General features: G+C 59.6%; 16 protein-coding genes and 2 pseudogenes. 5 read left to right on the forward strand and 13 right to left on the reverse strand.

Features of this window, described 5'->3' with window-relative positions; all coding sequences use genetic code 11:
* Positions 1 to 97 (forward strand): annotated as a pseudogene (locus IT41_RS20740) (IS5/IS1182 family transposase); the annotation flags it as partial.
* Positions 98 to 126: 29 nt separating this feature from the next.
* Here the strand turns inward: IT41_RS20740 and IT41_RS12215 are convergent.
* From IT41_RS12215 to IT41_RS22050, 13 genes are all read right to left on the reverse strand, one after another.
* Entirely contained in the window at positions 127 to 1560 is a 1434-nt protein-coding gene (locus tag IT41_RS12215; RefSeq protein ID WP_036741731.1) for an amidase, read from the reverse strand.
* A 61-nt stretch (positions 1561 to 1621) separates the two neighbouring features.
* Positions 1622 to 3145, reverse strand: a complete 1524-nt coding sequence (locus tag IT41_RS12220) for a malonate--CoA ligase (RefSeq protein WP_036741733.1) — start codon at positions 3143 to 3145, stop codon at positions 1622 to 1624.
* 4 nt (positions 3146 to 3149) lie between these two features.
* Positions 3150 to 4487: a malonyl-CoA decarboxylase domain-containing protein gene (locus IT41_RS12225; protein WP_036741736.1), complete on the reverse strand. Its 1338-nt coding sequence runs from the start codon at positions 4485 to 4487 to the stop codon at positions 3150 to 3152.
* Positions 4488 to 5157: 670 nt separating this feature from the next.
* A complete protein-coding gene (locus IT41_RS12230; RefSeq protein ID WP_331435312.1) occupies positions 5158 to 5352 on the reverse strand; it encodes a WGR domain-containing protein in 195 nt (64 codons plus the stop codon).
* Between the two features lie 89 nt (positions 5353 to 5441).
* Positions 5442 to 6452 carry a type VI immunity family protein gene (locus IT41_RS12235; protein ID WP_036741739.1) on the reverse strand — a complete coding sequence of 337 codons (1011 nt, stop codon included), beginning with the start codon at positions 6450 to 6452 and terminating at the stop codon, positions 5442 to 5444.
* Between the two features lie 9 nt (positions 6453 to 6461).
* Positions 6462 to 6887 carry a hypothetical protein gene (locus tag IT41_RS12240; RefSeq protein ID WP_036741742.1) on the reverse strand — a complete coding sequence of 142 codons (426 nt, stop codon included), beginning with the start codon at positions 6885 to 6887 and terminating at the stop codon, positions 6462 to 6464.
* A gap of 672 nt (positions 6888 to 7559) precedes the next feature.
* Positions 7560 to 8336, reverse strand: a complete 777-nt coding sequence (locus IT41_RS19975) for an MBL fold metallo-hydrolase (RefSeq protein WP_081967547.1) — start codon at positions 8334 to 8336, stop codon at positions 7560 to 7562.
* A gap of 66 nt (positions 8337 to 8402) precedes the next feature.
* Positions 8403 to 9128 carry an outer membrane protein gene (locus IT41_RS12250; protein WP_074948115.1) on the reverse strand — a complete coding sequence of 242 codons (726 nt, stop codon included), beginning with the start codon at positions 9126 to 9128 and terminating at the stop codon, positions 8403 to 8405.
* Positions 9128 to 10024 (reverse strand): SGNH/GDSL hydrolase family protein, encoded by an 897-nt coding sequence (locus IT41_RS12255; RefSeq protein ID WP_074948116.1) that lies wholly within the window; start codon positions 10022 to 10024, stop codon positions 9128 to 9130. Before IT41_RS12255 ends, IT41_RS12250 begins: the two co-directional genes overlap by 1 nt.
* 62 nt (positions 10025 to 10086) lie before the next feature.
* Positions 10087 to 14217, reverse strand: coding sequence for a non-ribosomal peptide synthetase (locus IT41_RS12260; RefSeq protein WP_052081487.1), 4131 nt, complete (start codon positions 14215 to 14217; stop codon positions 10087 to 10089).
* A gap of 2 nt (positions 14218 to 14219) precedes the next feature.
* Positions 14220 to 20528 carry a type I polyketide synthase gene (locus IT41_RS19495; RefSeq protein WP_081967548.1) on the reverse strand — a complete coding sequence of 2103 codons (6309 nt, stop codon included), beginning with the start codon at positions 20526 to 20528 and terminating at the stop codon, positions 14220 to 14222.
* A gap of 195 nt (positions 20529 to 20723) precedes the next feature.
* On the reverse strand, positions 20724 to 21491 hold the full coding sequence (locus tag IT41_RS19980) for a hypothetical protein (RefSeq protein WP_036741753.1): 768 nt from the start codon (positions 21489 to 21491) through the stop codon (positions 20724 to 20726).
* The gene (locus IT41_RS22050; RefSeq protein WP_074948119.1) at positions 21422 to 21754 is read right to left on the reverse strand and encodes a PadR family transcriptional regulator; all 333 of its coding nucleotides are present in this window, start codon (positions 21752 to 21754) and stop codon (positions 21422 to 21424) included. The genes IT41_RS19980 and IT41_RS22050 overlap by 70 nt, the downstream gene beginning before the upstream one ends.
* A 679-nt stretch (positions 21755 to 22433) precedes the next feature.
* Here IT41_RS22050 and IT41_RS12275 point away from each other — a divergent pair.
* From IT41_RS12275 to IT41_RS12290, 4 genes and pseudogenes are all read left to right on the forward strand, one after another.
* Positions 22434 to 23030 carry a hypothetical protein gene (locus tag IT41_RS12275; RefSeq protein ID WP_139221696.1) on the forward strand — a complete coding sequence of 199 codons (597 nt, stop codon included), beginning with the start codon at positions 22434 to 22436 and terminating at the stop codon, positions 23028 to 23030.
* A gap of 42 nt (positions 23031 to 23072) precedes the next feature.
* Complete coding sequence (locus IT41_RS12280; protein ID WP_036741758.1) at positions 23073 to 23768, forward strand: cytochrome c biogenesis CcdA family protein; 696 nt, start codon at positions 23073 to 23075, stop codon at positions 23766 to 23768.
* Positions 23769 to 23846: 78 nt separating this feature from the next.
* Entirely contained in the window at positions 23847 to 24308 is a 462-nt protein-coding gene (locus IT41_RS12285; protein WP_197055991.1) for a redoxin family protein, read from the forward strand.
* A gap of 57 nt (positions 24309 to 24365) precedes the next feature.
* Positions 24366 to 25252: pseudogene (locus IT41_RS12290) on the forward strand (transposase family protein); the annotation flags it as partial.
* Positions 25253 to 25255: the final 3 nt, after the last annotated feature.

Here is a 25255-nt window from a genome sequence, read left to right on the forward strand (position 1 = left end):
GCTGGCAAAGGATTGGGAGAAATCCATCGAGAGCGCAGAGGCATGGGTTCTCATCGCACATATCAGGCGCATGACCAGGGCAATCGCAACAGATTGAAATCATTCATCTCGTTTTGAATCTGGCTCTCAGGTTTTCGGCATGATCGGCAGCTGCTTGCTCAGGCCAAGCGATTGCTCGAGCACGGCAGCGGCAGAGATCAGGTCGAAATCCCCCTTGGGCCGGCCGATCAGTTGCAGGCCGACGGGCAAGCCATCGCTGGTAAAGCCGCAGGGTACGGAAATCGCCGGGCAACCGGTCAGGGTGATGACGAAAGTCAGATACATCCAGTCGATATAGGTGGTCAGTTCCTGATCGCCGATCCGGGTCGGGAAGCGTTGCTCGACCGGATAGGGCGGCACCGAAACCGTGGGACATGCCAGGATGTCGTGGGTTTCAAAGAACTTGACCATGGCACCGAAGATGCGGGCCCGGCTGCGCTCGGCCGCCAGGATCTGATCGGCGGTGACGTTCTGTCCCTTTTCGATGTTCCAGATGATCTCGGGGGCGATGCGCTCGCGCTCGGTTTCCAGCAATTCGCCCCGCAGGCTGGCGATCAGCACGGCGCGCAGGGTCTGGAAGGCATCGATGCCGCCCGAGAAATCGGGGCAGGTTTCATCGACCGTGCTGCCCGCACCGGCAAAGGCCTGGACGCCCTCACGGCAAAGCCGCTCGACCTCGGGATCGACCAGCGACAGCCCCAGATTCGGGGTAAAGCCGATGCGAGTGGGGGCCTTCGGATCGCGGACCGCCTCGACAAAGGGGCGCGCGGGGGCCTCAAAGCTCAGCGGATCGGCGGGATGCGCATGGGCCATCGCATCCAGCATCAGCGCCAGATCGGGAACATTTCGCGCCATCGGCCCTTCGACCCATAATGCATCGTAAGGCAGGTCGGCGACACGCGGGACGCGGCCGACGCTGGGGCGCAGGCCGACGATGCCGCAATAGCTTGCCGGAATGCGCAGGCTGCCGCCCAGATCGTTGCCGGTGGCCAGCCACGCGGTGCCTGATGCCAGCGATGCCGCCGAGCCGCCGGACGAGCCGCCGACGGTCATCCGCAGATCCCAGGGGTTGCGGGTCGCGCCGAATACCGGGTTGAAGGTATTCGCGCCGGCGATTTCGGGAACGTTCGACTTGGCATAGGCGATGCCGCCGCTGTCCTGAATCGTCGCGACCATATTGTCGGATGTCTCGGCCCGATTCTCGGCGAAGATGGGTGAGCCATAGGTGGTCAACTGCCCGGCGACGCTGTTGTAATCCTTGATCGCGACGGGCAGACCGGCCAGAAATCCGGGGCGATCCCGGTTTTCATGGCTGCGCGGATCGAAACGCGCCGCCTCCTTGCGGGCCTCTTCGAAGAACCGGATCGGCAGGGCATTCACATGCGGCTCGACCTTTTCCGTTCTGTCAATGAGCGCGTCGAGCAGATCCAGCGGCGACAACTCCCCCTTTTTCAATCCGGCCACGACGTCGGTCGCGCTCATCCGGATCAGTTCATCTGCGTTGTCGGGTTTACTATTCATGACCTTACTCCTCCAGTTGGTCGGTAATCCTGATGTCGCGCTGGCCCTCCGGCGCGCGGCATCAGGGGGTTTCTGCGGATGAAAAAAGCCCGGCATAGGTCTTGCGCAATTCGGCCTTCTGGACCTTGCCCATGACGTTGCGGGGCAACTCATCAATCAGGATCACGCGCTTGGGCTGCTTGTAGCGGGCCAGCGTGCCGCCAAGCGCCGACAGCAGCGCCGTCTCGTCGAGTTTCGCGCCGGGCTTCGGCACGACAAGCGCGACGACACCCTCTCCGAAATCGGGATGCGGCACACCGATGACCGCGCTTTCCAGTACGCCCGGCAGTTCGTCGATCAGCGCCTCGATCTCTTTGGGGTAGACATTGTAGCCGCCCGAGATCACCAGATCCTTGCTGCGCCCGACGATATGCAGATAGCCCTCGGCATCGATCAGGCCCAGATCGCCGGTGATGAAAAAGCCGTCCGGACGGAACTCGGATGCGGTCTTTTCCGGCATGTTCCAATAGCCCTCGAAGACATTCGGCCCCTTGACCTCGATCGACCCGATCTCATCGGCGGGCATGGGCGTGCCGGTTTCTGCGTCGGCAACGCGGACCGTCACACCCGGCAGGGCCATCCCGACCGCGCCCGGCCTGCGATCGCCGTCATAGGGATTGGATGCGATCATGCAGGTTTCGGTCATCCCGTAGCGTTCGAGGATCGCGTGGCCGGTGCGCTCGCTGAACGCGCGATGATCCTCGGCCAGCAGCGGGGCGGAACCCGACACGAAAAGCCGCATGGCCGCGGTGGCCTCATGCGTCAGCCCATCGGATTTCAACAGGCGGGTATAAAAGGTCGGGACCCCCATCAGCACCGTCCCGCGCGCCATAAGCGATATCACCTCATCGGCGTCAAAGCGGGTCAGAAAGACCATCGTGGCGCCAGAGCAGATGGCCATGTTTGCTGCAACGAACAGGCCATGGGTATGAAAGATCGGCAGCGCGTGGATCAGCCGGTCATCGGCCGTAAAGCGCCAGCAATCGATCAGCGCCTCGCAGTTCGAGGCAAGGTTTCCATGCGTCAGCACGGCCCCTTTCGAGCGGCCGGTGGTGCCAGAGGTATAAAGGATCGCAGCCCGGTCCCGAGGCCCGCAAGGGTGGTGATCCTCGCGCGCCGGCGCCCGCGCCGCGCGCTCCAGCAGCGAGCCGTCGCCTTCGGCCCCCAGGGTCTCGACCGTCAGCACGTCCGAGGCTCTGCCCTGATGCTGATCCAGCGTTTCCGGTGCGCAGACGAACAGGCGGGGATCGGCGTCACCGATGAAATAGTCGATTTCCGGTCCAGTATAGGCCGTGTTCAGCGGCAGGAACACCGCGCCGCATTGCAGCGTCGCCAGATAAAGAGCAATGGCCTCGGGACTCTTGGGCACTTGCGCGGCAACCCGGTCGCCCGGCTGAACGCCGATCTGGGTCAGGGCGCCCGCAATACTTTCGACCAGCATTCGCATGCGGGAATAGCTGATATCGGCTTTGCCGGGCCGCTCGAACAGGGTCTTGCCCTGCAATATCTCGGCCCCCGAAAGGAATTGTTCATAAATCGTCTGCATCGGATCAGTCCTCCCCGGAAAGGCGCCGCAAGGCGTCGGCCAGCGACGGGCCATGCGTCACCGTGCCGTCGCGCACGAAACGTTCGTGCTGGGCCTCAATTGCGGCAAGTTCGTAAAGATAGTTGATCATCAGGCCATGCGCGGCCTTCAGCGCATGTTCGGATCGGTCGGCGGGCCAGTTGAGACGCCAGGCCGAGGCGCCGTTGCCCAGATGAAAGCGTGCGACCGGGTCGGGCGGCGCCCCGGCCTTGTTGCGCGCCGTGACGAAATATCTTGCGGCAAAGGCCTCGACCTCGGGCCGCAGCCGCTCGATGTTCTTTTCATCCGTGATCCAGTCCCGACGGTCGAGCGCCTCTTTGAGCGCCCTGGCCCGTTCCGAATCCTGCGCCTCGAGCCAGCGGGCGAAGCCGGGTGCGGGCGACAGCGTCACAAAACGGGTGAGCCCCGACAGTTCCGCAGACAATTCGCTGGCGACCTGCTTGATGAGGAAATTGCCGAACGACACGCCTTTCAGGCCCGGAAGGCTGTTGTTGATGGAATAGAAAACAGCCGTATCCGCCTCGACCGGGGCGTCCGGTTCGGGCGCCGTCAGGATCGTCGAGATTGCGTCCGGCACGCCTTGCGTCAGCGCCACCTCGACAAAGATCAGCGGCTCGTCGCCGGTCGCGGGGTGAAAAAAGGCGAACATCCTGCGGTCATGCGGATTCAGCCTGCGGCGCAGATCCTCCCAGCCCTGCATGGGGTGGACGCTTTCGTAACGCATGATCCGTTCCAGGATCGCGGCCGAGCTGTTCCAGTCGATGCGCTGCATCCGCAGGAAGCCCCGGTTGAACCAGGACGACAGCAGATGCGCGAAATCCAGATCGACCGCCTCCAGTTCCGGGGCGTCACGCATCGCCCGTAAAAGGTCGGAACGCATCCTGACCAGTTTCAGCGTTGCACCCGGCGCCAGGTTCAGACGGCGCAGCAACGATTGCCGTTTCGGCTCGACCGCCTGAAACAATGCGGATGCGGCGGTGTCATCCTGCTTCTGGTCCCATTCCTGATAGGCCTTGCGGATATCCGCCGGATCGACGCCGTAATCGTTCAGCAGCATGCGAAAGAAGGCACGCTTCTCAGGCTCGTCGAGTTCGGCATAGGCGGCCAGCGCCTGTTCGGCCACGGCGACCCGGGCGGCGTCGCCGATCCGCGCCATCAGCACCTTGCACGCGACAGATATCCGTTCGGTGGCCGGGCGGGACAGCGCCTCCTGCGTTGCCGACCCTCCACCGGTGCGCCGGCCGTCGCGGCGCATGATCGCATCGACGAAATCCGAAAGAAGTGCGAATCGTTGCTTTACCATGTCTCACCTCCGGGATTTGTTGTACTCCAGACATACCATGTTGTATATAACAAAACATAGAATGGACATTTCCAACTGTGCACGGCATCCTGTCTGCTGATCGAGACCGCACCATGACGGCGTTGTTGCAAAACCCCGGCGGCGCAGGGTTAACGACGTGAATCCATGCGGTTATGCGGGCGGCATGAATAAGTCATGCCCCGCCCGCCACCGCATGACGAACTGGTCCAGCTACAGTCACGCGCTCAGGAAGTGCGGGCGGCAGAAGAGCTTGCTACCCAAGGTTTTGCGCAGCCCCATGATGCTTTCGGCCATGGCGTCGTCATGGGAATCCCCGACGCTGCCGACCGAACCACCCGCTAAAATGGGGCGGATTACCCATCTCCGTCATAAAGGCTGAGAAGCTCAACAGGTCGCTTTTGATTATAAGATTTCATCTGCCAGTCTTTCCACAAGATATCACCTCCACCGAATCTGTCTGGAAGGGGCGGTGGAGATGAGTTTGAAAACTAGCCGTTCCTCACAAGTACCAGAGCGGGTTCCAATGATGGCGCTATTGCCCGAATCTTGTCGAGAATATCGATGAACCAGGCTGCGCCTGCCACGGGTCGTTTCGCGAATGCTGTGGAAATTCCCTGGCGGCGCGCTCCGGGCAGGGAAGGGGCTGCCGTCAGAATTTGTTGGGGAGATAGCCCCGGCGCTGCTTGAGGCGGGCTGTTTCGTCCGGGGCATCGATGGCGCGGCCTTCGTCACGGTGATGGCTGACCTGCATCTCGCCCGGACTGCCGATCCGGCTCCATGCTCGCACCAGCGAGGCACCGCCGAGCGGGTAGCGCTGCACGATCATCAGGTAGAAGCGGCGCATGTTGCGCGCCGGGCCACCCGGCGCAGCAGGACGCGGTCGGAGAAAAACTCCATTCGTCCGGGATCTGCCGGCAGCGAAGGGACAAGCGGTCACATATCGTCAAAGCGGGTGAGGTATTCGTGTAGTGTTTCGCGGCGCTGGTCCTTGTCATATTTGTCATTGGGGCGGCGATAATTCACGATGCTCCATTTCCCCTTCCCCCCATATTCCGAGATCCGCGCCGGTTTCAGCGCCCGTGCCAGCGCCCCGTAATGCGGCATTTTCTCACCGGTCTCTCGATTGCCGAGCAGGGGCGCAGGACCGGCCTGCACCACGATCCCGTTGTCATAATCCCAGAACTCGAAGCCGGTCAGACCGAGTTGTGCCAGAACCGCCTCACGCCCGCCGCAGCGATCCAAAAGATCGTTATGGACCGCGTTCAGCCAGTTGATCGGCAGCATGTCATCGCCGATGGAGAAGGTCATATCGGCGGCGCGGCCCGCAATCAGGCCGGGATATTTGCGCAAAAGCGGGTAAAGCGATTCCGCGCCTTCACCTTGTGTCCATGAAGGGTTCCCGGTCATTGTCATGCACAGGCCTGACTGCGCATGAAGCGGCTGCAGGATATCTGCCAGATCCCTGAAAATCTTCTGCGCCAGCCCCGGTCTGTCCTGCCGTTCCAGCCAAGGCAGCGGGAAGTTGAACTGGAAAAAATCCTGCTCTTTTGCGGGAAATCGCAAGCCCAATGCGCGGATTTCGAGAGCATGTCCCGCCGCTTCGCCATCCTTGTTCGTGAAATCGAAAAGACCGAACCAGAGGTCATCGTTCATGGCCTGCCTTTGCCAAAGCTCATAGGCCTTGGCATCGTTCCCGGCTTTCCGAAGGTCCAGCCAGGTCAGATTGTCCGGCGTCTCCACAACGGCCCAGTTATAGGTATCAGTCGGTACCAGATTCCGGCAATATTCCTCTGCCTGCATCAGTTGCTTGCGATGTTCAGGATTGTCCGAACGGCGGAGAAAAAACATCATTCCGAACACGACCCGCGCGAAGGTCCGGGTTATGTCGCCGCGTGCGCGTTCAAAACGGATGTTGTCAAATCCCTGAAAAAGACTGAGTTCCATAGGCTTTCCTCAATGTGCCAGTTGTGCGCCGGACTGGAAAATCCGCGCCCATGAAGCCGCCGCTCCACGCGCCAGAGCCTGCCTCGCGGCGGCACTGAGCGCCGAGGATCCAAAGACCCGCGCCGCCATGCCCGCCGTGAGCGCACCAAGGGCGATTTCCCCGGCAGGCCCTTCAAAGGGCGAGGCAATCGCCACGGCGGTTCCCAATGCGCCCAGAATGGTTCCGCCCACCGCAAGAGCGCGGTCCCCCAAAGAGATATGCGCATCGTTGACGGTCTTGGCGGCGGTCACGAGAGCCACCTGTTCCTGGGTCCTGTTATCATCGCTGCATTCGCATTCTTTGGGATTCAGTTCTTCAACATCGTCAGCATCTCCGGCAATCTCGCTATAATCGTCAAGCTGACCAGACCCCCAATCATCCGTTCCGAACTTCATCTCGACAACCTTGAAGATATTGTCCTGCGTGGGTGGGCCACCTTGCTGATGGCATCACGTGGCGCCGCCTTCTTCGCTGTCGGTGATCGTCCCATCGGGTCTTCCTCCTTCCCGAAAATAGCACGGAAAGAAGGTTAAGTGGACACATTGACGACGGTCCTGATCTTGCGAAGCGGAGGCTCCGCCGGGATGCGCTCTTCGAGATTGATGTAGCTGAACAGCGATCCCGTCACCTTGTCTGATCAGCGCATCGCCACCTCCGCACCTGCAGTGGCTACAGTGAATCATGTTCCGAGATGGGCGTCGAGGCAGGAGTTTTTCAGCAGCCTGCTAACTTATCGGGTTCGAAACGTGAATCCTTCCAGCGTAAAGTTCTGCAACAACGCCGAGAAGCTGCGAAATTCCGACCTTTCGACAATCCTCCTCAACACTCAGCCCGTCATCGGCCTGCTTCAGAAGAATGCGATCTGCTGCTCGCTGAACCTGGACGTCTTCATCACTCTTCCTCGCTTTGCCTGCCAGGGACATTACGAGAATTTTCTCACCTCAAACGGTCCAAATTCTTGCAAGCAGGTCACGCCCTGACCGAATTTGCTCCGCCGTTGACAGCGGGCATTATCAAAAGAAATGCAGCAAGAATTGCCAACCCGGTCCTTGGCAAAAAGTTTCGGATCATTGCAATGCTCTCCATCGGGCTCCGTCACAGACTGCCCGACCGTCGCCCGCCAGTTTAAGAAGCAACGCCCCGATCGTGCGATGCGCGATGCCACGCATTTCAGGGCTCAGCGTTCCATAGGATTCGGTAACGATATGGTCGATATCTGCAGGGGCATTGGCGATCTGATCCCACAAGGCCTGCTCGCGCTCTCTGGTTCGTGCTATCAGAGCGCCGACGAATTTTCGCGGATTGCGGATCGCCGGTCCATGGCCCGGCAAAAAAAGCTTGCTGCGTATCTGAAGCAGTTTGCCAAGGCTTTCCATATAACTGCGCGCATCGCCGTCAGGCTGCAGGACCGATGTCGGTGCCCAGGCCATAATATGATCTCCGGTAAAGATCACATCCCCCAGTTGAAAACAAAGATGATCTGCCGCGTGTCCGGGGGTTGCGATCACAACGAAGCCGTCGATCACCGAGTTGTCGGACAGGCGCTGATCCACTTGGTCGCCCTGTGCCAGGCTGGCACGTGCGGCGGCAAGATTGGCGCCGCTTTCACGAGCCAGCCATGCCGCACCTTCGACGTGATCGCGGTGATCATGCGTAATAAGGATCCGACCTATCTTGCCGCCAGTCGCGAACATGATCGCGTCCAAATGGGACTGATCATCGGGTCCGGGGTCGATGACGACCCACCCCCTCTCGACCGCGACCAGATATGTATTGGTTCCGTGATGTGTCATCGCGCCTCCATTGCCGGCCACCAATCGCTGAATGCGATCGGTGACCTGCATTGGTGTCCCGCGAGGCGGCTCTGGCTCAGAAAAGAACACACGCTGCTCCTGCTTTTTCGGATGTGATCAGAACTGACGCCGTATACCGATAAGCAGATCGGTACGGCCCTTGTCGGTTACGTCGGTCGAAATCGGAAAAGCACCACGGCGCGGGTTGACCAGAATGTCACCGTCAAACGTGATGCTCTCCAACAAGCGCGTGTGCCGAAGCTCGGCAGTTAGAACAATGTTCGGAGCTTGCGGGAGCTCATAAGCGAAACCCACCATGATCTGGGCCGCAGTCGCATCGTCGCTGGTGTCGTGCCAAGCCACCTCATCCGAGTTGGAGGTCCGGGCATTATCCCAGTTCATATGCGTAACGCCGATGCCCGCACCGGCATAAGGCGATATGCCGCGCGCGGGCCCCTGCTCGACCTTGGCGAAATCGTAGTATCCGTTCAGAAAGATCGACGATTGTCGCAGATGGCCCGTTGTCGCTGCATTTCTCAAAGCTCCGCCAGCCGAGCCGCGATCGAGGTCCGAACGGCGATAGCTGTACTCGACTTCGACGCGGATACGGTTATCGAACCGCCAACCGGCACTGAACGTCACACCTGCGCCGGGATCGCTGCTCATATAGCCGCCGGGTTGGCGCCCGAACGGGGTGTCGACTCCGTCGATATCCTGATCGGCTGGCACGCTATAGGCGAGAGATAATCCAACATAAGGGCCGGGGGTGGTTTCAGCCTGAGCCACCGCTCCCGCGGCCAGCGACGTGCCGGCCGCAAGGGCGAGCATAAGCATATGTGACATTATTGGACTGCTCCTTCTTTTTCACGCATAAGCAGCCCCATTGCCAGACCGATGCCCAGCAAGCGATGCACCCGGGCGGTGGGATACACGTCGTCAAGGTAGACGTACGATTCGAAGTCGCAGTCGCGGCCCTTTGCGACACAGGATTCGGTTGTGTTCATGATCCCGAACTCGTCACCGTTGCGGAGCACGTTTTCGGTAAAATCATTAAAGCTCCAGCGGATGATTTCGATGCCATCACGCTGTTCAACGCGATCCAGCATCGCGTCGAAATCGCGGTTCCACTGCTCGGACAGCTTGGTTCCGTATGCGACCGCTTCGGCACCACGATTGACTGCCGCCGGAGACTTGCCGACATCCACGAAGTCGGGAGCGTAGAACGTCTTTGCGCCAGCGTCCGCAAGGCGGTGCATCTGCGTCTCAATGGTCGCTACGGCGTCGTTCAATATTTCCTGGCCGACCGCCGGGTCGGGCTCGGCAAAGGCTTTGATGACGTCGTTGCCGCCAAGAAAGATGAAGTACAGGGCGCCGGGATCAGCCTTGCCATCGTTTCGCGATAGGAATGCATCTACCTGTGCCGGAACATCGTGCGGTCCATTACCGCTTGCCGTCGCATCGAAAACAGAGAAATTCGATCCACCTTCCTCTTGGGTCAAATGCAGCGATGGTGCTGCACTAAGGCCCATCAGATCAGCCATCACTTCCACAGCCACCGGACCGTTGGTCGAGCGGTTTTGGTAGAACGGCTCCGGTCGCGTGGTGCCGGATTCGGTGTAATAGTTCCCAATATCCGAAAATGCCGCGCTGAAGGTTACGAGTTCAGTGAACCTCTCGGCAGAAGCGGAGGTGCTGAACAAAATGCCGACCAAAGACAACGCAAGTACATGTTTACGCATGGTGATCTTTCCTAGAATGGTTAATCGATTTTTCCGCCGGCAGAAGGCCCCGCCGAAGGTCTTCAACTTTCCATTGCCAGACGCATCGCCTCGGAAATCGAGGCTGTATTGCCTGACGAGAGCATGGTCAGATGTGTCCCGGGAACGAAATGAACCTGGCAATGCCCGCTTGAAAGCCCGTTCCAACCCAGACTTGATTTTGCTGCGGGATCCCTGAATACCTCGCTTGCAGAATAGTCGTAGTCAGGATGGGCTTGCGCTGCACGAAGTAGTGTTACGTCGGCAGCAATAGAGTTTGCAGGTCGATAGCGCGCACGGCTGTTGGCTTGGAATACATTTATAAAGCCCTTCAGGTGGTCCCGTGCCGCGTCGATCGGCAGCAGGCCCGCTGACGCTATCTTTCCTGCGGTGAAGGTCAGTGGGTCGGCCGATTGGCGAATTTGATCCGCAGCTATGCGCAGATCCATCTCGGCGCTTTCGGCCAAAACTTCGGCGATTTTCGCCAGCCAGTCGGCATCATCGATATCGTCATGCTCGATATTGTTGAGCTGGCCGCCGCATTCGACAGGTGCCGGGGCGTCCATGATGACCAGGCGTTCGACCGTGTCTCCCCGCGCTTCAAGCCTGCGGGCCATTTCGAATGCGACCACACCGCCAAAGCAGTGCCCGGCCAAGCGGTAAGGTCCCTGCGGTTGAATATCAGTCAACGCGCGGACCAATTCGTCGGCCACGTCCTCGACCGTTTCATGAGGTCGAGACAGCCCGTCAGTACCTCGCAGCTGGAGGCCAAAGAACCTGAAGTTCTTTTCCAGAGCTGCAGCCATCGACTGGTAATAAAGCGTGCTGCCACCGCCTCCGGCGACGCAGAATATCGCCGGCAGGTGATCGGCTGCGTCATTCATCGGGACCAGCGGGGACCATTCATCACCGCTGCCTTGGCGCAAAGCCTGCGCCATCTGTGCGATGGTCGGATTGCGGAACAAAAGCGCAGTTGGCAATTTGCGCCCATAGGCAGTTCCAATTTCGGACATCAAATGGACGGCCAGAAGTGATTGACCACCCAAACGGAAAAAGTCGTCGTTCACGCCGATGGGCGACATGCCAAGCACACGCTCCCACAAGGAGGTCAGAGCGGCTTCTTCGCTATTGCGTGACGCGACAAAAGCCTGGGTCTCGTCGCGATTTGTTTCTGCCTCGGGCAAACGTGCATGATCTACCTTGCCGTTGCCGTTCAGGGGGACTTCGTCGATCTGCATCAAGACCGCCGGGATCATGTAATCCGGCAAGCTGTCTGCCAGATGGTTGCGCAAATCGCGCTCGTCCATCTGCCAGTTGCCTTTGGGAACGACATACGACACCAGCCGCTTGCCCAATGAAGGATGGTCTTGCGTTACGGTCACCGCGGTGCGCACACCCGGATGCCTGCAAAGCGAGCTTTCGATTTCGCCAAGCTCGATGCGAAAGCCGCGAATTTTCACCTGTTTGTCGTTTCGGCCAAGATATTCGATGTCGCCATCCGGCAGATAACGTCCCAAATCGCTGGACCGATAATAAAGCACCTTGTCGGAACCGGTTACAAACTTATCGGCGGTCAGTTCCGGTCTGCCAAGATAACCCGACGCGAGGCCCGGGCCGCTGACGTGAATTTCGCCGGTGGCGCCGATGGGTACCGGACGAAGACGGTGGTCCAGAAGGTCCAGTCGCAGATCCGGAATTGCCACGCCGATGGGGCTACGCGTTCGCGTCAGATCCGCCGCCCGAATGACACGATAAGAAGCGTGGACCGTGATTTCGGTGATCCCGTACATGTTGACCAGCAAAGGCTGCTGATCACCGTGGCGCGAGACCCAAGGACGGAGGCTCTGCAGATCCAGCGGTTCCCCACCGAAAACGACGGCGCGCAAAGCAAAGGATTGAGGTGCCCCGCTGCGCCCCTCTTCGGCGACGAACAACTTGAAGGCCGAGGGGCTTTGATTGAGGATCGTTACGCCTTCGCGCCGCACCAGATCAACAAAGAGCGAAGGTGAACGGGACACCAGATAGGGCACAACAACAAGCCGCCCCCCATAAATCAGCGCACCCCACATTTCCCAAACGGAGAAATCGAATGCGAAAGAGTGAAAGAGCGTCCAGACATCGTTGCGGTTAAATTCAAACCAGCACTGCGTGTTAAGAAAGAGCCGCGCCACATTGCGGTGCGTCAGCTGAACGCCTTTGGGCCGCCCGGTGGTGCCAGAGGTGTACATGACATAGATCAGGCCATCCAGACTGGCGCGGTTTTCCGGATCTGCCTCTGGCCAGTCGCCTTCAATCTCTCCGTTCGGGCCCATCTCGATCAGTTCGGCACCCGCCGTCTCGACAACCGCCGCCTGCCCATTCTGAATGAGAACCCGCGATGATTTGCTGTCTTGCATGATGAAGTTCACGCGTTCGGCTGGCAGCGATGGATCGATCGGCAGATAGGCCGCCCCAGCTTTCAGGATCGCCAGAAGCCCGATCATCATTTCCAACGACCTGTCGGTGCAGAACCCGACAAGATCACCCGGCAGCACACCCGCCGCGATCAGGCGATGAGCCAATCGGTTCGCTCGGCGATTGAGTTGGTCATAACTCAGCGTCACACCCTCGCAGGTCAGCGCGGGCGCTTCGGGGTCGGCAGCGACCTGTCTCTGAAAGCTTTCGTGAACGCACTCGACTGCTTCGATCGCCGCAGCGCCCGGCCTGCTGAACTGCTCGATCAACTCGCGCGATGCGGCGCTGACAATCGGAAGATCGTCCACTTGCTGGTCGGGGTTGACGACGAGCGCCTGCAGCATGGTCGTGAAATTATCGGCAAGCCTTGTAATGCTTTCGGGCAAAAACAAAGCCGTATCGTATTTCAGCACGCCCTGAAGCTGCTCGCCCACCTCGAACATTTCCAGATCCAGATCGAACTGGCCTGTTTGCTGCGGAAGGTCGATATATTCGACCTCCAGGCCCGCCCAAAGCGCACGGCGACCATTCTGATGGGCGGCCATTATTTCCATCGCTCCGCCCGCGCGCTGCGCCTTCTGCATAACAAAAGATGTCTGAAACAGCGGCGTCACACTGGGATCGCGTTGCAGTTTCATTTTTTCGACGATCACCGGAAACGGCAATTCGTCGTGACTTAATGCTTCGGTCGCCTGTTCATGCGCGTTCCGAAGGACCTCACCGACAGGTTGATCCCATTGCAGATCAGAAACGACCACGACCGGGTTCACAAAGTATCCGACGACTCCCATCATTTCCGGGTCGTTACGCCCGGCAGAGCGTGTGCCGATCGGAATCGTTTGCTGCCGGGAATAGCGGGCGATGAATATCTGATAGGCGCCAAGCAAAAGCGAAAACAGTGTGATACCAAGTTCGCGCGCCAGGCCCTGCAACTGTGCGGTCAGCTCCGGCGACAAAGCGAACGAATGGCTCGCGCCACCAAGCTGACGCACCGGAGGGCGAGGAGCGTCAAATGGCAAGTCCAGCGTGCCACGCGCGGCTTGCAGATTGTTCGTCCAATAGGTCGCCAGCTCTGCCCCGCGGGGGCCATTGATCATACGTTCTTGCCGCTCGATATGTTCGATGTAGCCCTTTTGCGGTACCGGCAGGCCGTGCTGTCGACCATGCACTGCGGCCTCATAGGCAATGCGCAGTTCATCCAGTGTCAACCATAGCGACCAGCCGTCAAAAATGACGTGATGGACGCAGAGCAGCAGGACATGGTCAGCCTTACCAAGCGTGAACAGCTGTGGCCTGAAAAGCGGGTCAGTCTCTAGATCGAAGGGCGCCGCGGCCGCTCTTCTCAGCGTTGCATCCAGATCCTGCTCGGCCCCTACCTGCGTTTCGGGCAGGGTGACCGTGCGATATCCAAGGATCATTTGAACCAGCTTGCCATCTTCGCCCATTCGGAAGTTGGCGCGCAGTTGCTGGTGACGATCTACCACGACCTGCAAAGCCGATCGCAGCGCCGCTTTGTCCAGGGCTGACCGGATGCGCAGCGCGAAGACAACGGTGTATGCTGGACTGTCGGGCCTGGACTGGTGCAAGAACCACAGGGCCTGCTGCCCGCGTGACACCGGATGGATGTTCATATGCTGTTTGCCGTGGTTGCGCAGCAACTGGGCAAGAGCTTCCTTTCGCGACACGGTATCCGTATCGGGCGAAGTGCTGACAAAGGCCATGATCACGCGCTCCGCTCAAGGTTACTGTAGGTTTCCAGCGTTTGCTCGATTTCCTCGGGTGTCATCCCGTCCAGACGCGACAACAGCTCGCCCGGATCCAGCGGCGCAGTTTCTACGGCACTGACTTTAGGCGCTGGCCCTGCGGCTTTGCTTTCGCTGGGCGTTGCAGAGTCCTGAGCCTTTTCGAAAAGCGCGGTGATATTGCGGATCAGCGCCGCAAAGGACACGCCCTTCATCAACTCCAGTGTGGGGACACGCAGACCGAGACCCCGATCTACCCCTACCTGCAACTCCATCGCCATGAGCGAGTCGACGCCCATGTTCAGCAGCGAGCGGTTCATGTCGATGCCGTCCGCTGGCAAGCGCAGCACACCACTGACAAGGTCGATCAAGACCTTTTCGACCAGGGCCGCGCGTTCTTCGGCGCTCATGGTCGCAAACCCGTCATTCTGGACAGCTGCGGTAGCTTGCCCTGTTTCAGGCATCAGGTGCTTATAGCGGGGCGATGCCGCCCATTTCGCATAAGTTCCGCCCCACAGCGCCCAATCCATGCGTGCAGCCGCCATGGCCACCGGGTTCCAGCCAAAGATTTTCTCCAGCATGCCTATTGCTTCGGCCGGGTTCAGCGAGCCGACACCGACACGGCCAAAGTGTTTCTCCACCCCTTCGTGACGCGCCGCCATCCCGACCTCGGCCAGGGCACCAAGGTTGATGCTGATCGCGGGCAAGCCGCTCTTGCGCCGATGGTTGGCCAGACTGTCCAGGAATGTATTGGCTGCGACATAGGCACCCTGTCCCGGGCTCCCCAGAAGCGCGGCGATGGACGAGATCATCACAAAGGCATCTATCGGCATGTTGCGCGTGGCTTGATGCAGGTGCCATGCCCCCACCGCCTTTGGCTGCATGACCCGGACAATCTGATCCTCGCTCAGCGAGTAAACCGGAGCATCGTCCAGAATGCCCGCCGCGTGGAATACGCCCCGGAGCGGCTGATCAAGCTTGCCGATTTTTGCGAACATCTCACTGACATTCTGCGCGTTGGCAATGTCGGCCGAGAGCGCCGTCACCCCGCTGCCCCGCCGCTGCAATTCCGCCATCATCTCTTGCGCGCCAGGCGTTTTGGGGCCTTTGCGCCCCGCCAGAACAATATGGCCGGCCCCCTTATCGGCGAGCCACTTGGCGATCTCAAAGCCGAAGCCGCCAAGCCCCCCGGTGACGAGATAGGCGCCATCCGCACGGATCCGAGGCGCTGGCAAAGACGCCGCGACTGCCTTGACCCGAGCGGCAGGATCGTGCTGCTCCAGCACATAGCGAGACAGTTCGATTTCTGCCGGCGAAAGTTCAGCGATCATGCGCCAGATTGGCGACTCTGCGGCAAGCGCCGTGAGATCCGCCAAGGCAGGACGCAGGTAAAGATCGGCCCTGCTCGCCAAGAATGCCGGGTCGATTTTCAGCTCGACCCGGTTTGCCGCTTCGGCCAGCGGCCGTGCGCCGTTTGCGAACAACCGGACCACAGTGCCGAATGGCGTCACCATCGAGGCCAGTGTATCCGCGAGCTCATCATCGGTCCCAAGGCAAACAATATCGACGCCCGACGGATGGTCTTGCTGCAAGCTTTTTGCAGCAAGCAGCGGATCGGTTGGATCAATCAGGGCCACCGTAGCACCGATGGCACGCGCAGCCGTCGCCAGAGGCTGCAGAAGCCCGTGTTTGGGCGCATAAAGTGCAAGCGTCTTGCCCGATGCCAGCCCGGCGCGCCGCAAGATTGCAATCGCAAGCGTCAGCGGCAGCAGCGCCAGACTTTGCGTTTCACTAAAGCCGGTATCCTCGGGACAAGCCAAAATTGCCTCGGCGGGGGCACGCAGGTAACGAGGGGCATCGCCCGGATGTCGCAGCAGGACGATCTGTCCGGCTGCAAGATCATGAACCCCTGCGCCAGTCGCCACGACGGTAGCCAGAACGTTCGACACCGGCTTGGTCTCACCCTCGGGCGGCAGTTCCTTCGAAGCAATGATCACTTCGACTTCTGCTTCGTCGTCGGCCAACGGATCTGAGCTGCGGCAGGCCAGCGCTTCATCCGCAAGTTTAGACGCCTCGACCGGGCGCAGGCGGCGGACCAGCCGTTCCGAACCGGTCAGAACCACATCATCTTCGGCACTTTGCGAAAGCAATTCCCGCATCAGCGCTTCTGCCCGATCCTGCATGTGATCGATCTGGATCATGCGAATGTCCAGGTCGGCATATTCATTAGCGGCCACCCGCGTCAGCCCAAGACGCCCGGCATTCGCAGGCGTCACGATATCTGCTTGCTCATCGGAATGACGCATCACAACGCTCAGCCTGCGACGCTTTCCGTCCTGCGGGATCGCCTGAATGACAGCCAGCGCATCCAGCGTGTCGTTAATGCCGACCGGGTCGCCCGCGCCTGCCGAGAGTCCGCGCAGATCGACAATATGGGCCTCGTTCAGATCAGCCAGCAGCGCCGCCAGATCCTCAGGGCGATCGGCGCGATAGGTCCAGGAAGGCCCTGTCTTTTCAAGCGCTTCACCCGGCTCGACGGTCTGGATCTGATGGCCTTCGCTGGACAATCGGTTGGTCAACCAATGTCCATGCCCCTCAACATCCATCACCGCGAGAATGGGCACGGATTGCGCGCCACCTGACAGGGCATCGCTGTCGTTCAGAGATTGCGGTTCACACTCGAAACGGTCAAGCAATGTGTTGACGGTGGCAGCCGGCAAGGGTCCGACCTCTGCCTGTCCCAGTGCGCGCGCCGTGATACCACGCAGCTCGGCCAGGATGGTTCCGTCCTCGGCTATCAGGCTGATCTCGCCTGTCATTTGCTGCACATCGTAGGAAAGCAAGCGACCATGGCACCAAAAGCGATCCCCGACGCTCTGATGGATGACGATTTCATCGATGCGGACAGGAACAAACGCGACTGGCGGCGCATCGTCGGGCAAGCACACGATCAGAGATTGGAAGCATGCGTCCAAAAGCGCCGGGTGGAGGATCTCATCGCCCAGCCGCAATTCCTTGGGCGCGCGAATTTCGGCCAGCACCTGCGCGCGATCAGCGGACAAGCGCAGTTCGGTCACACCTTGGAACATCGGGCCATATTGCAGGCCACGCGCCGCCATTGCTGCGTAATGATCAGCCGCGGACACCGTCTGAGAAAGCTCACCGCCCAATTTGGCCAGATCGACAATCGCGCCTGGCACAGGGTTGAGTAGTGAAACCCGCCCTTCTGCGTGCCGTGTCCAATTGCCGCGATCCGATGACAGCGCGCTGTATATCGAGAAGTTCCGCGTCTGCGGGTCGAACCGGGTCAGCAACTCGACATCGTCGTCATCGTCAATCAGCAACGCCTGGCTGAACGTCAGGTCGGTCAGACGCACCTGCCCGGTACCGGTCGCCGTCTGCGCAAGCTCCAGCCCGATTTCGCAATAGGCCGCGCCCGGGAGAACCACGCTATCCTCGACGCAGTGATCCAAAATATAGCTGTAGCGGTTGCGATTGATGCTTGCTGCCCATGCCGGATCGGGCATTTCCATCTGCAGACCCAGAAGCCCGCCTTGCTTTGGGGTACCCAACCGGTCCTCACGGGCTGCGGGGCTTTCGCTCCAATATGTGCGGCGCTGCCAAGGATAGCTTGGCAGATCGACAAACGCCCGATCATGCCGCGAATGGAAGATCTCCCAATCGATCGCGCAGCCGGCTACGTGGAGCGCCGCAATCCCGCGCAGAATCGACCTGACTTCAGGCTGCTGACGCCGCAGAGTAGACGCAAGGACCCCGCCAATATTCGCCGCCAGCAGGCATTCGCGCAGCGCATTGCCCAGAACCGGATGAGGTCCGATTTCCAGAAAGCATTCGTGCCCGTCGTTTATTATCTCGTCGATCGTGTCGGCGAACCTGACGCAGTCGCGAACATTGCGACGCCAGTAAGCCGCGCCGAAATCATCGGCTTCGACGGGGAGTCCGGTAACGGTCGAGTAAACTGGAATCTTGGCAGGTTGAGGCGAAAGACCGTTTAACCCTTGCTCAAGCGGATCGAGTAACGGATCCATGATAGGGCTGTGATAGGCCGTTTCGACTTGCAGCGCGCGATTGAATATCCCGTCATCGGACAGGCGTTCAGCGATCTCGCCCAACGCCGTCTCATCGCCGGCGAGGGTGATGGTTGCCGGACCGTTCACTGCGCCGATGGATACCAGGGCCTGATACCCGTCAAGGTATGGCGCGACCTTGTCTGCACTCAGACCGACTGCGAGCATCGCACCCGAGCCGGCAGTGGTCGCCTGCAGCTTGCTGCGCAGATGCGATACCTGCACCGCTTCCTCGAGTGTCAGGACCCCTGCGGCATATGCGGCGCTGACCTCTCCGACGCTGTGGCCCAGCATCGCTGCCGGGCGCACACCCAAGGCCTCGAGCAACCTGACCAATCCAGCTTGAATGACGAAGTTCGCAGGCTGTGCAATCTCGGTACGCGAGACCCTCGACTCGTCCTCGGGTTTGCGCATTTCATCAAGGATCGACCAACCTGAAAGCGGCGTGAATATCTCGTCCACTCGCTCGGCGAATTCACGAAACAGCGGCTCACGGTCCAGAAGTTCGCGGCCCATGGCCCACCACTGCGGACCCATGCCGGTGAAGACATAGACCGGTTCGATCGCGTGATGTTCGGCGTAGCCTTCGATCAGATCGGCATTGGCGCGCCCCTCCAGATAGTCGCGCAGCGCCAACCTTGCCTCGTCCGCATTGTCGGCCACGATGGCGAGGCGGTATTCATAGCTGCTCCTTCGGACGGCTGACGAATAGCAAAGATCGCCGAACTCCTGATCTTCGAGCCCGTGAATCCGTTCGATATATGCACGAGCGAGCGCACGCAGCGCGTCGACGGTTCGCGCTGACAGAAGCAGCAGGTTGCTGGCGGCACCTTCAGAGACAGCGCGCTTTTTACCGGATGGCGGCGCTGGCTCCATGATCAACGAGGCATTTGTACCCCCGTAGCCAAATGAATTGATCGCCGCCCAGCCAGGATTGCCCTGCGGCGTCAAAGGAAGCTCGGTCAGCGTTCGTGGTAGCGCAAGATTCCAACTGTCGAGTTCAAGCGCCGGATTGATGTCCTGAAGATTGGCGACAGGAGGTATCTGGCCCCGCTGCAGACATAGTGCCGTTTTGATAACGGCCGCGATACCTGCCGCCGCCTCGAGGTGGCCGATATTGGCTTTGACCGACCCGACAAGGCAGGCATCCTGATCCTCGGTCCGAGCCTTGCCAAAAACCGCGCCGAGGGCACTCAACTCGATAGGGTCACCGATGGCCGTTCCGGTGCCATGTGCTTCGACATAGGTCACCGAGGCCGGGTCGATATCGTTTCTTGCGCAGACGGCCTTTACCAACTCTGCCTGCGATACACCGTTCGGAACGGTGATGCCGTCGGTTCTGCCGTCCTGATTTACGCCACTTCCGCGGATGATGGCATGGATCCGGTCGCCATCGGCCTGCGCCTGACTGAGACGCTTGATAACCACGACCCCCGCACCCTCACCTCGACCGTAACCATCGGCGCGGGCATCAAAGCTTTTTGAGCGCCCGTCGCGGGCGAGGAAGCCGCCCTTGCACATTGCAATCAGAGTCTCTGGCCGAAAGATGACATTGACACCACCGACCAGGGCCAGATCACATTCGCCATGCCGGACGGCCTGACAGGCCTGATGCATCGCAACCAGCGACGACGAACAGGCCGTATCCAAGGTGAAACTGGGGCCATGCAGGTCTAGAAGATAGGACAGACGGTTCGATAGAATCGTGAGGGTCGAACTGACCGCAGTATGCGGTCCGATATTCGTTCGACCCAATGGGCTGAACTGGGTCAACATACCGTCGATCATGAAACCCCCGATGAAGACCCCGGCATTCGTGCCCGTGATCCGCTCTATGGGGATCCCGGCATTTTCGATCGCCTCATATGCGACCTCCATGAGCAGGCGCTGTTGCGGGTCCAGATAAGCCGCCTCTCGCGGGGATATGCCAAAGTATTCCGCGTCGAAAGTATCCAGGGGTTGCTGAAGAAAGCCGGCCTGACGAACGAAGAATTTTCCGGGTGCATCGGCGCGAGCGTCGTAGAATTTTTCCAGATCAAGCCGGTCGGAAGGTATTTCGATGACCCCGTCGCGACCCTCAGCCATCAATGCCCAGAAATCGTCGAGACCAAGCACGGCTCCGGGGAGGCGGCACGCCATTCCAACAATTGCAAGCGGTTCGCGGTCGTTGGCGGCTACAGGCACTTTTGTCGATTGGTACATGGAACTCTCCTAGGTAACAGCAAACTAAGATCCGTCCGCCGCATTCGGGATGCGGCAGCCAATGGTTCAACAGAACGTTTCGGCACGAATAAGAAGGCTCTGGAGGTCGTCTAATCAGACGTGGCCTAGAGATTGGTGGGCTTTGTTATGAAAATTAACGTGCCGGGGTTGGGTTCAGGGAATTTGGGATAATCTCTATCCGGAGGTTAATGCACGGATATTGAGATATGCGTGAGTCAGCTTTAAAAGCGACATAACAATGGCAACGCATATAGTCAGAAGCGCGGCTGCAACAATGGATTGAGGCAAGGCCAACGGTGCAATAAAAGCGGTTCCGACCGTGTGGCTGTAGAAAAGTGAACCTATCCCCGCAAGGGCAGAGGACAATATCAGCACTGCTGGCACCACCAGCATTAGAAAGCGGCTTCCAGTCAAGGGTTGCGGGGTATCTGGTGCCGCATTCCGCAGCCTGGCTGCTTCACGACGCTCGATCAGCAAGTTCAACGACACGATCATGCTGGCGATGGCGAAGCCATAGCGATCAACACCCATCATCACCGTTCCCCAAATGGTCGAGACGACATCATCGCGCCAACCGGGTTCAAGGATGAAGCCGCGCATCCGCATGACGGCGAACACAACAAATATTGCGAGAATCACGACCCAACGCAGGCTTCGGCTACGGGTTTCTATGACGACTGTACGGTAGTCGCTGGCAATTTCGGCGACCGAACCGAAGCGTGAAATAGCGTCCCGAGCGCGCGATTCTGAATCATCATATGCTTCTGATTCTGCTGCAGCTTCAGTTAGATGGTCAGTGATTTCGTCACGCAGGCGCTCGGCCATTATGCGATCCGTTGACGCTGCGTTGGCGAGCTCGCTGGCAAATGCCTCTATGAGTTCGCGGCCGTGGTCTTTGTTTTTCGTAGAAGTGAATTTATCGATTGGGAGAAAATCATCCATTGATCGCATCTTTCCTTCAGCCCATGTCTTCCGGTCTCGGTCAGCGAATATACTCTCCGCTTGCGCCCTGACGGCGCAACTTCATTGCGGCTGGTGATCAAGCCGCGATTTTCCAATCTATGCAGTGTGGGGTAGATAGTTCCCTCCGGAAGGTCCAACACACCATTGGTGGTGTCTCTGATTTCCTTGATCATCGCATAGCCGTATGACGCGCCCGAGGCGATGACCGACAATACGATTGCGTCCAGATGACCTTTGAGCATTTCGGAATTCAAAATAGACCTCGTAGCGCTGGACGTGCCCAAACAAGACAGCAGCCTGCCTTGCTATTCACCGCTATGTATAGATACCTCGCAATCAAAGGCAAGTGGCAGTTTTATGAACTGGGCGACTTTCCGCTTTTTAACTTGTAAGTATTAAGTTTATATCATATTTTAGGCCTCCCCACAAAATACAGCAGCACAGCGCCCCCTGTCCTGAGCTGCGGAATTCAATATTAAGATGAAATTTTCCAAATTTATTTTATCTTAGGTTGTGAATGCTCAGAAAGCTCAAATTTCAAGCTTTCTACTTGTGAAGACTGGGGACCTTTGGAGCGAGCGGCATGGTGCCGGTACAAGCCGATAGTGCCGGAGCACGCTGTCTCGCCTGACATGCGCCGGCTAGCTGCGCGCGGACAGTCGAAGCTGTGGCGAAAACCGTAACCTGGACCCCATGATCGCGGCGTGAGCTGACTGGGTCGGCGACGCCAAAGTCAATTTTTGCCTCAGCAGCACGGTATCCGATGGCACTCACTTGTTCTGTAATGTCGCGATGCGATCAGTCACTCGCCGTGATTTCACAGCCTCTTGATGCTCGGCAGTCAATAAGCAGCTATACAATGCATCGAATCACAAGGTATATGGACCCATCCTTCGACCTGAAGCGGAAAGGAATTCCGATATGAAGCCATACATTGCTGCTGCCTTGATCACGCTGACATCTGTAGATTTTGCCGCTGCAGAACCTCAGTCCACCCGGATTCGCGGAACGATCGAAAGCTACGAACCGGGCGCCCTACGCGTCCTTACGCGGGAGCGCGAGCTGGTCGCGGTCGCGGTTCCAGAAAACCTGCAGGTCGTCAGCCTCGCCTCGAAAGAAATCAGCGACATCGGGTCTGGGGATCTGGTCAGCGCCTCAGCCGTACCGAACGAAGAAGGTGGCCTGACCGCGCTGCAGGTTTCAATCCTGCCACCGAACGCAGGTCTGCCGGTCGGGCGCGGCCCAAATGATCTGGCGCCCGACAGCGTCATGGTCACCGCGACGATCAGCGGTACCGCAGCCTCGGCAGAGGGCGATAAACTCACAATGTCCTATGAGGGCGAATCGGTCGTGCTGACCGTGCCAGAGGGCGTTCCGGTCGTCACCTTCGGGATGGGCGACACAAGTCTGCTCAGCGAGGGCGCCACAATCTTCGCCATCGCTCAGGTTGCCGAAGACGGTACTTTCTCGACCAATCGCGTGATTGCCGAAACCAACGGTGTCAAGCCGCCGATGTAAGGCATGGGCACCGTCTGGCGCTGAAACCAAAGGGGATGGATCATGCCGGTTGATTTCGGTTTTGCCTTTCTTGCCGGGGTCCTGACCATTGCGGCACCCTGCATCCTGCCGATGCTGCCGATCTTGCTGGGGGCCTCGATCGGGCAGCGCTCGCCCCTGCGGCCGGTGCTGATCGTGCTGGGCTTTGTGCTCAGCTTTTCGCTGGTGTCGCTGGTCTTCAGCGCGGTGACTAGTCTTGTCGGGTTAAGCGCGTTTGACCTGCGACTGATCGCGGCGGCGGCCATTGCCCTGATGGGCGCGGCGCTGCTGTGGCCTGCCCCATTTTCAGCCGTCATGACGGGTCTGACCCGCCTGCTGCCCGAACAGAACGCGGCAGGTGGGCAGGGGGGCTTGGGGGCCTTGGCCCTTGGCGCAAGCCTGGGGTTGATCTGGGCGCCCTGCGCGGGGCCGGTGCTGGCCTCGATCCTGATCTTTGTGGCCACCAGCCCGGATTGGGGCAGCAAGCTTTTGTTGCTGCTGGCCTATTCTATCGGTGCCGGGGTGCCGATGCTGATCATCGCCTATGGCGGTCAGTTCGTGTCGGGCCGGGTGCGATCACTGGCGCGGCACACGGCAATGCTGCAACGGGTTTGCGGGGTGCTGGTCCTGTGCACGGCTGCGCTGATCGCTTCGGGCTACGATACTTTGCTGATCGCCCGAATCTCCGAACTCTATCCAGAGGGCCGGGTCGGCCTTTGACCATGGGGACGTCTGACGATGCGATTTTCCAATCGACGTGATTTTCTGACGATAGCGGCGGCGGGCCTGGTGGCAACCATGCTGCCCCGTTCCGTCCGGGCCGGGCCCGGCGATACCGCGCCCGAATTCACCGGACTTGAGAACTGGATCAATTCCGAACCGCTGAGCATGGCCGGGCTGCGCGGCAGGGTGGTTCTGGTCGATTTCTGGACCTTTGGCTGTTCGAACTGCGTGGCGACGCTGCCCTTTCTGACCGCGTGGCATGCCGAGATGGCCGAAAAGGGCCTGACCATTGTCGGCGTCCATACGCCCGAGTTCCCGTTTGAGCGGGATCTAGGCGCACTCGAAAAAGCGGTCGGACGGCACGGGATCGAATATCCCGTCTCGCAGGACAATAGCTATGCCACATGGCTGGCTTATGAGGTGCGCTATTGGCCGACCTCGGTAATCGTCGACCGCGACGGCAAAATCTTCAAATATCACGAAGGCGACCGCGGCATGGAAAAGCTGGGCGACGAATTGCGCGCGATGCTGGTCTAGCTGTCTGATCCCACGGTTTGATGGTGCGATCCTTTCTTTGGAATGGAAGGATGCCCCATGGGACAGGTTCGTCACGGAAGCGCCACGACCACGCACGCTGTCCGAGCAGCAATGATGAGGGCCTGACCGCCATCGGTCCAGGGGCCGGCCCGGATGATCGCAGGCTTCGCTCGCGGCGCTGAGCCGGGAACCGGGCATCAACCCCAAGACGGTGGCGAAGTGGCGCAAGCGCGCCACGGTCGAGGATATGAAGACCGGATCGTCGGAGCCTCGGTCCACCGTCCTCAGCGAAGCCGAAGAGGCGATGGTCGTGGCGTTCCGGCCTCATGCGCTTCTGCCGTTGGACGACTGCCTTTATGCCCTGCAGCCCTCAATCCTTCACCTGACGCGATCTGCGCTTCACCGATGCCTGCCACGACAGGGCATCTCGCGCCTGCCTGATATGGAGGGCGGCAAGCCGGAGCGGTCGCAGTTCAAACGCGACCCCACAGGGGTCTTCCAAATTGATATCGCCGAGGTGCAAGCCGCTGAGGGCAAACCATATTTGTTCGTTGGAACCGACCGGACGAGCAGGTTCGCCGTGACCCGGCTCGTCGACAGGGCCGACAGGAAGACAGCCTGGGAATTCCTTCAGCACATGCCCGAAGCCGTGCCCTGCCGGGTCCATGCCATTCTCACCGATAACGGGATCCAGTCCGCAGAGCAGCCTCGGAACCGAAACACGATCTGTTCCCTGCCCATGCGCTTCGACATGATCTGCGAGGGCGAGACCTTGTCCGCCATCGGTTCAAGGACAATGGTCGAGCGGCATCGAACACCGACTGACCAAACCCGGTCATCCGTGGAGTTTGGAGGATCGGAAAACAGTCCGGGGGAGTGTTTTCCCGACGAACGGCCAGGTCGAACGGATGAACCGCACGATCATGGAGGCCACCGTCAGGCGCAGG

The sequence above is a fragment of the Paracoccus halophilus genome, assembly GCF_000763905.1.
Taxonomy (GTDB): domain Bacteria; phylum Pseudomonadota; class Alphaproteobacteria; order Rhodobacterales; family Rhodobacteraceae; genus Paracoccus; species Paracoccus halophilus.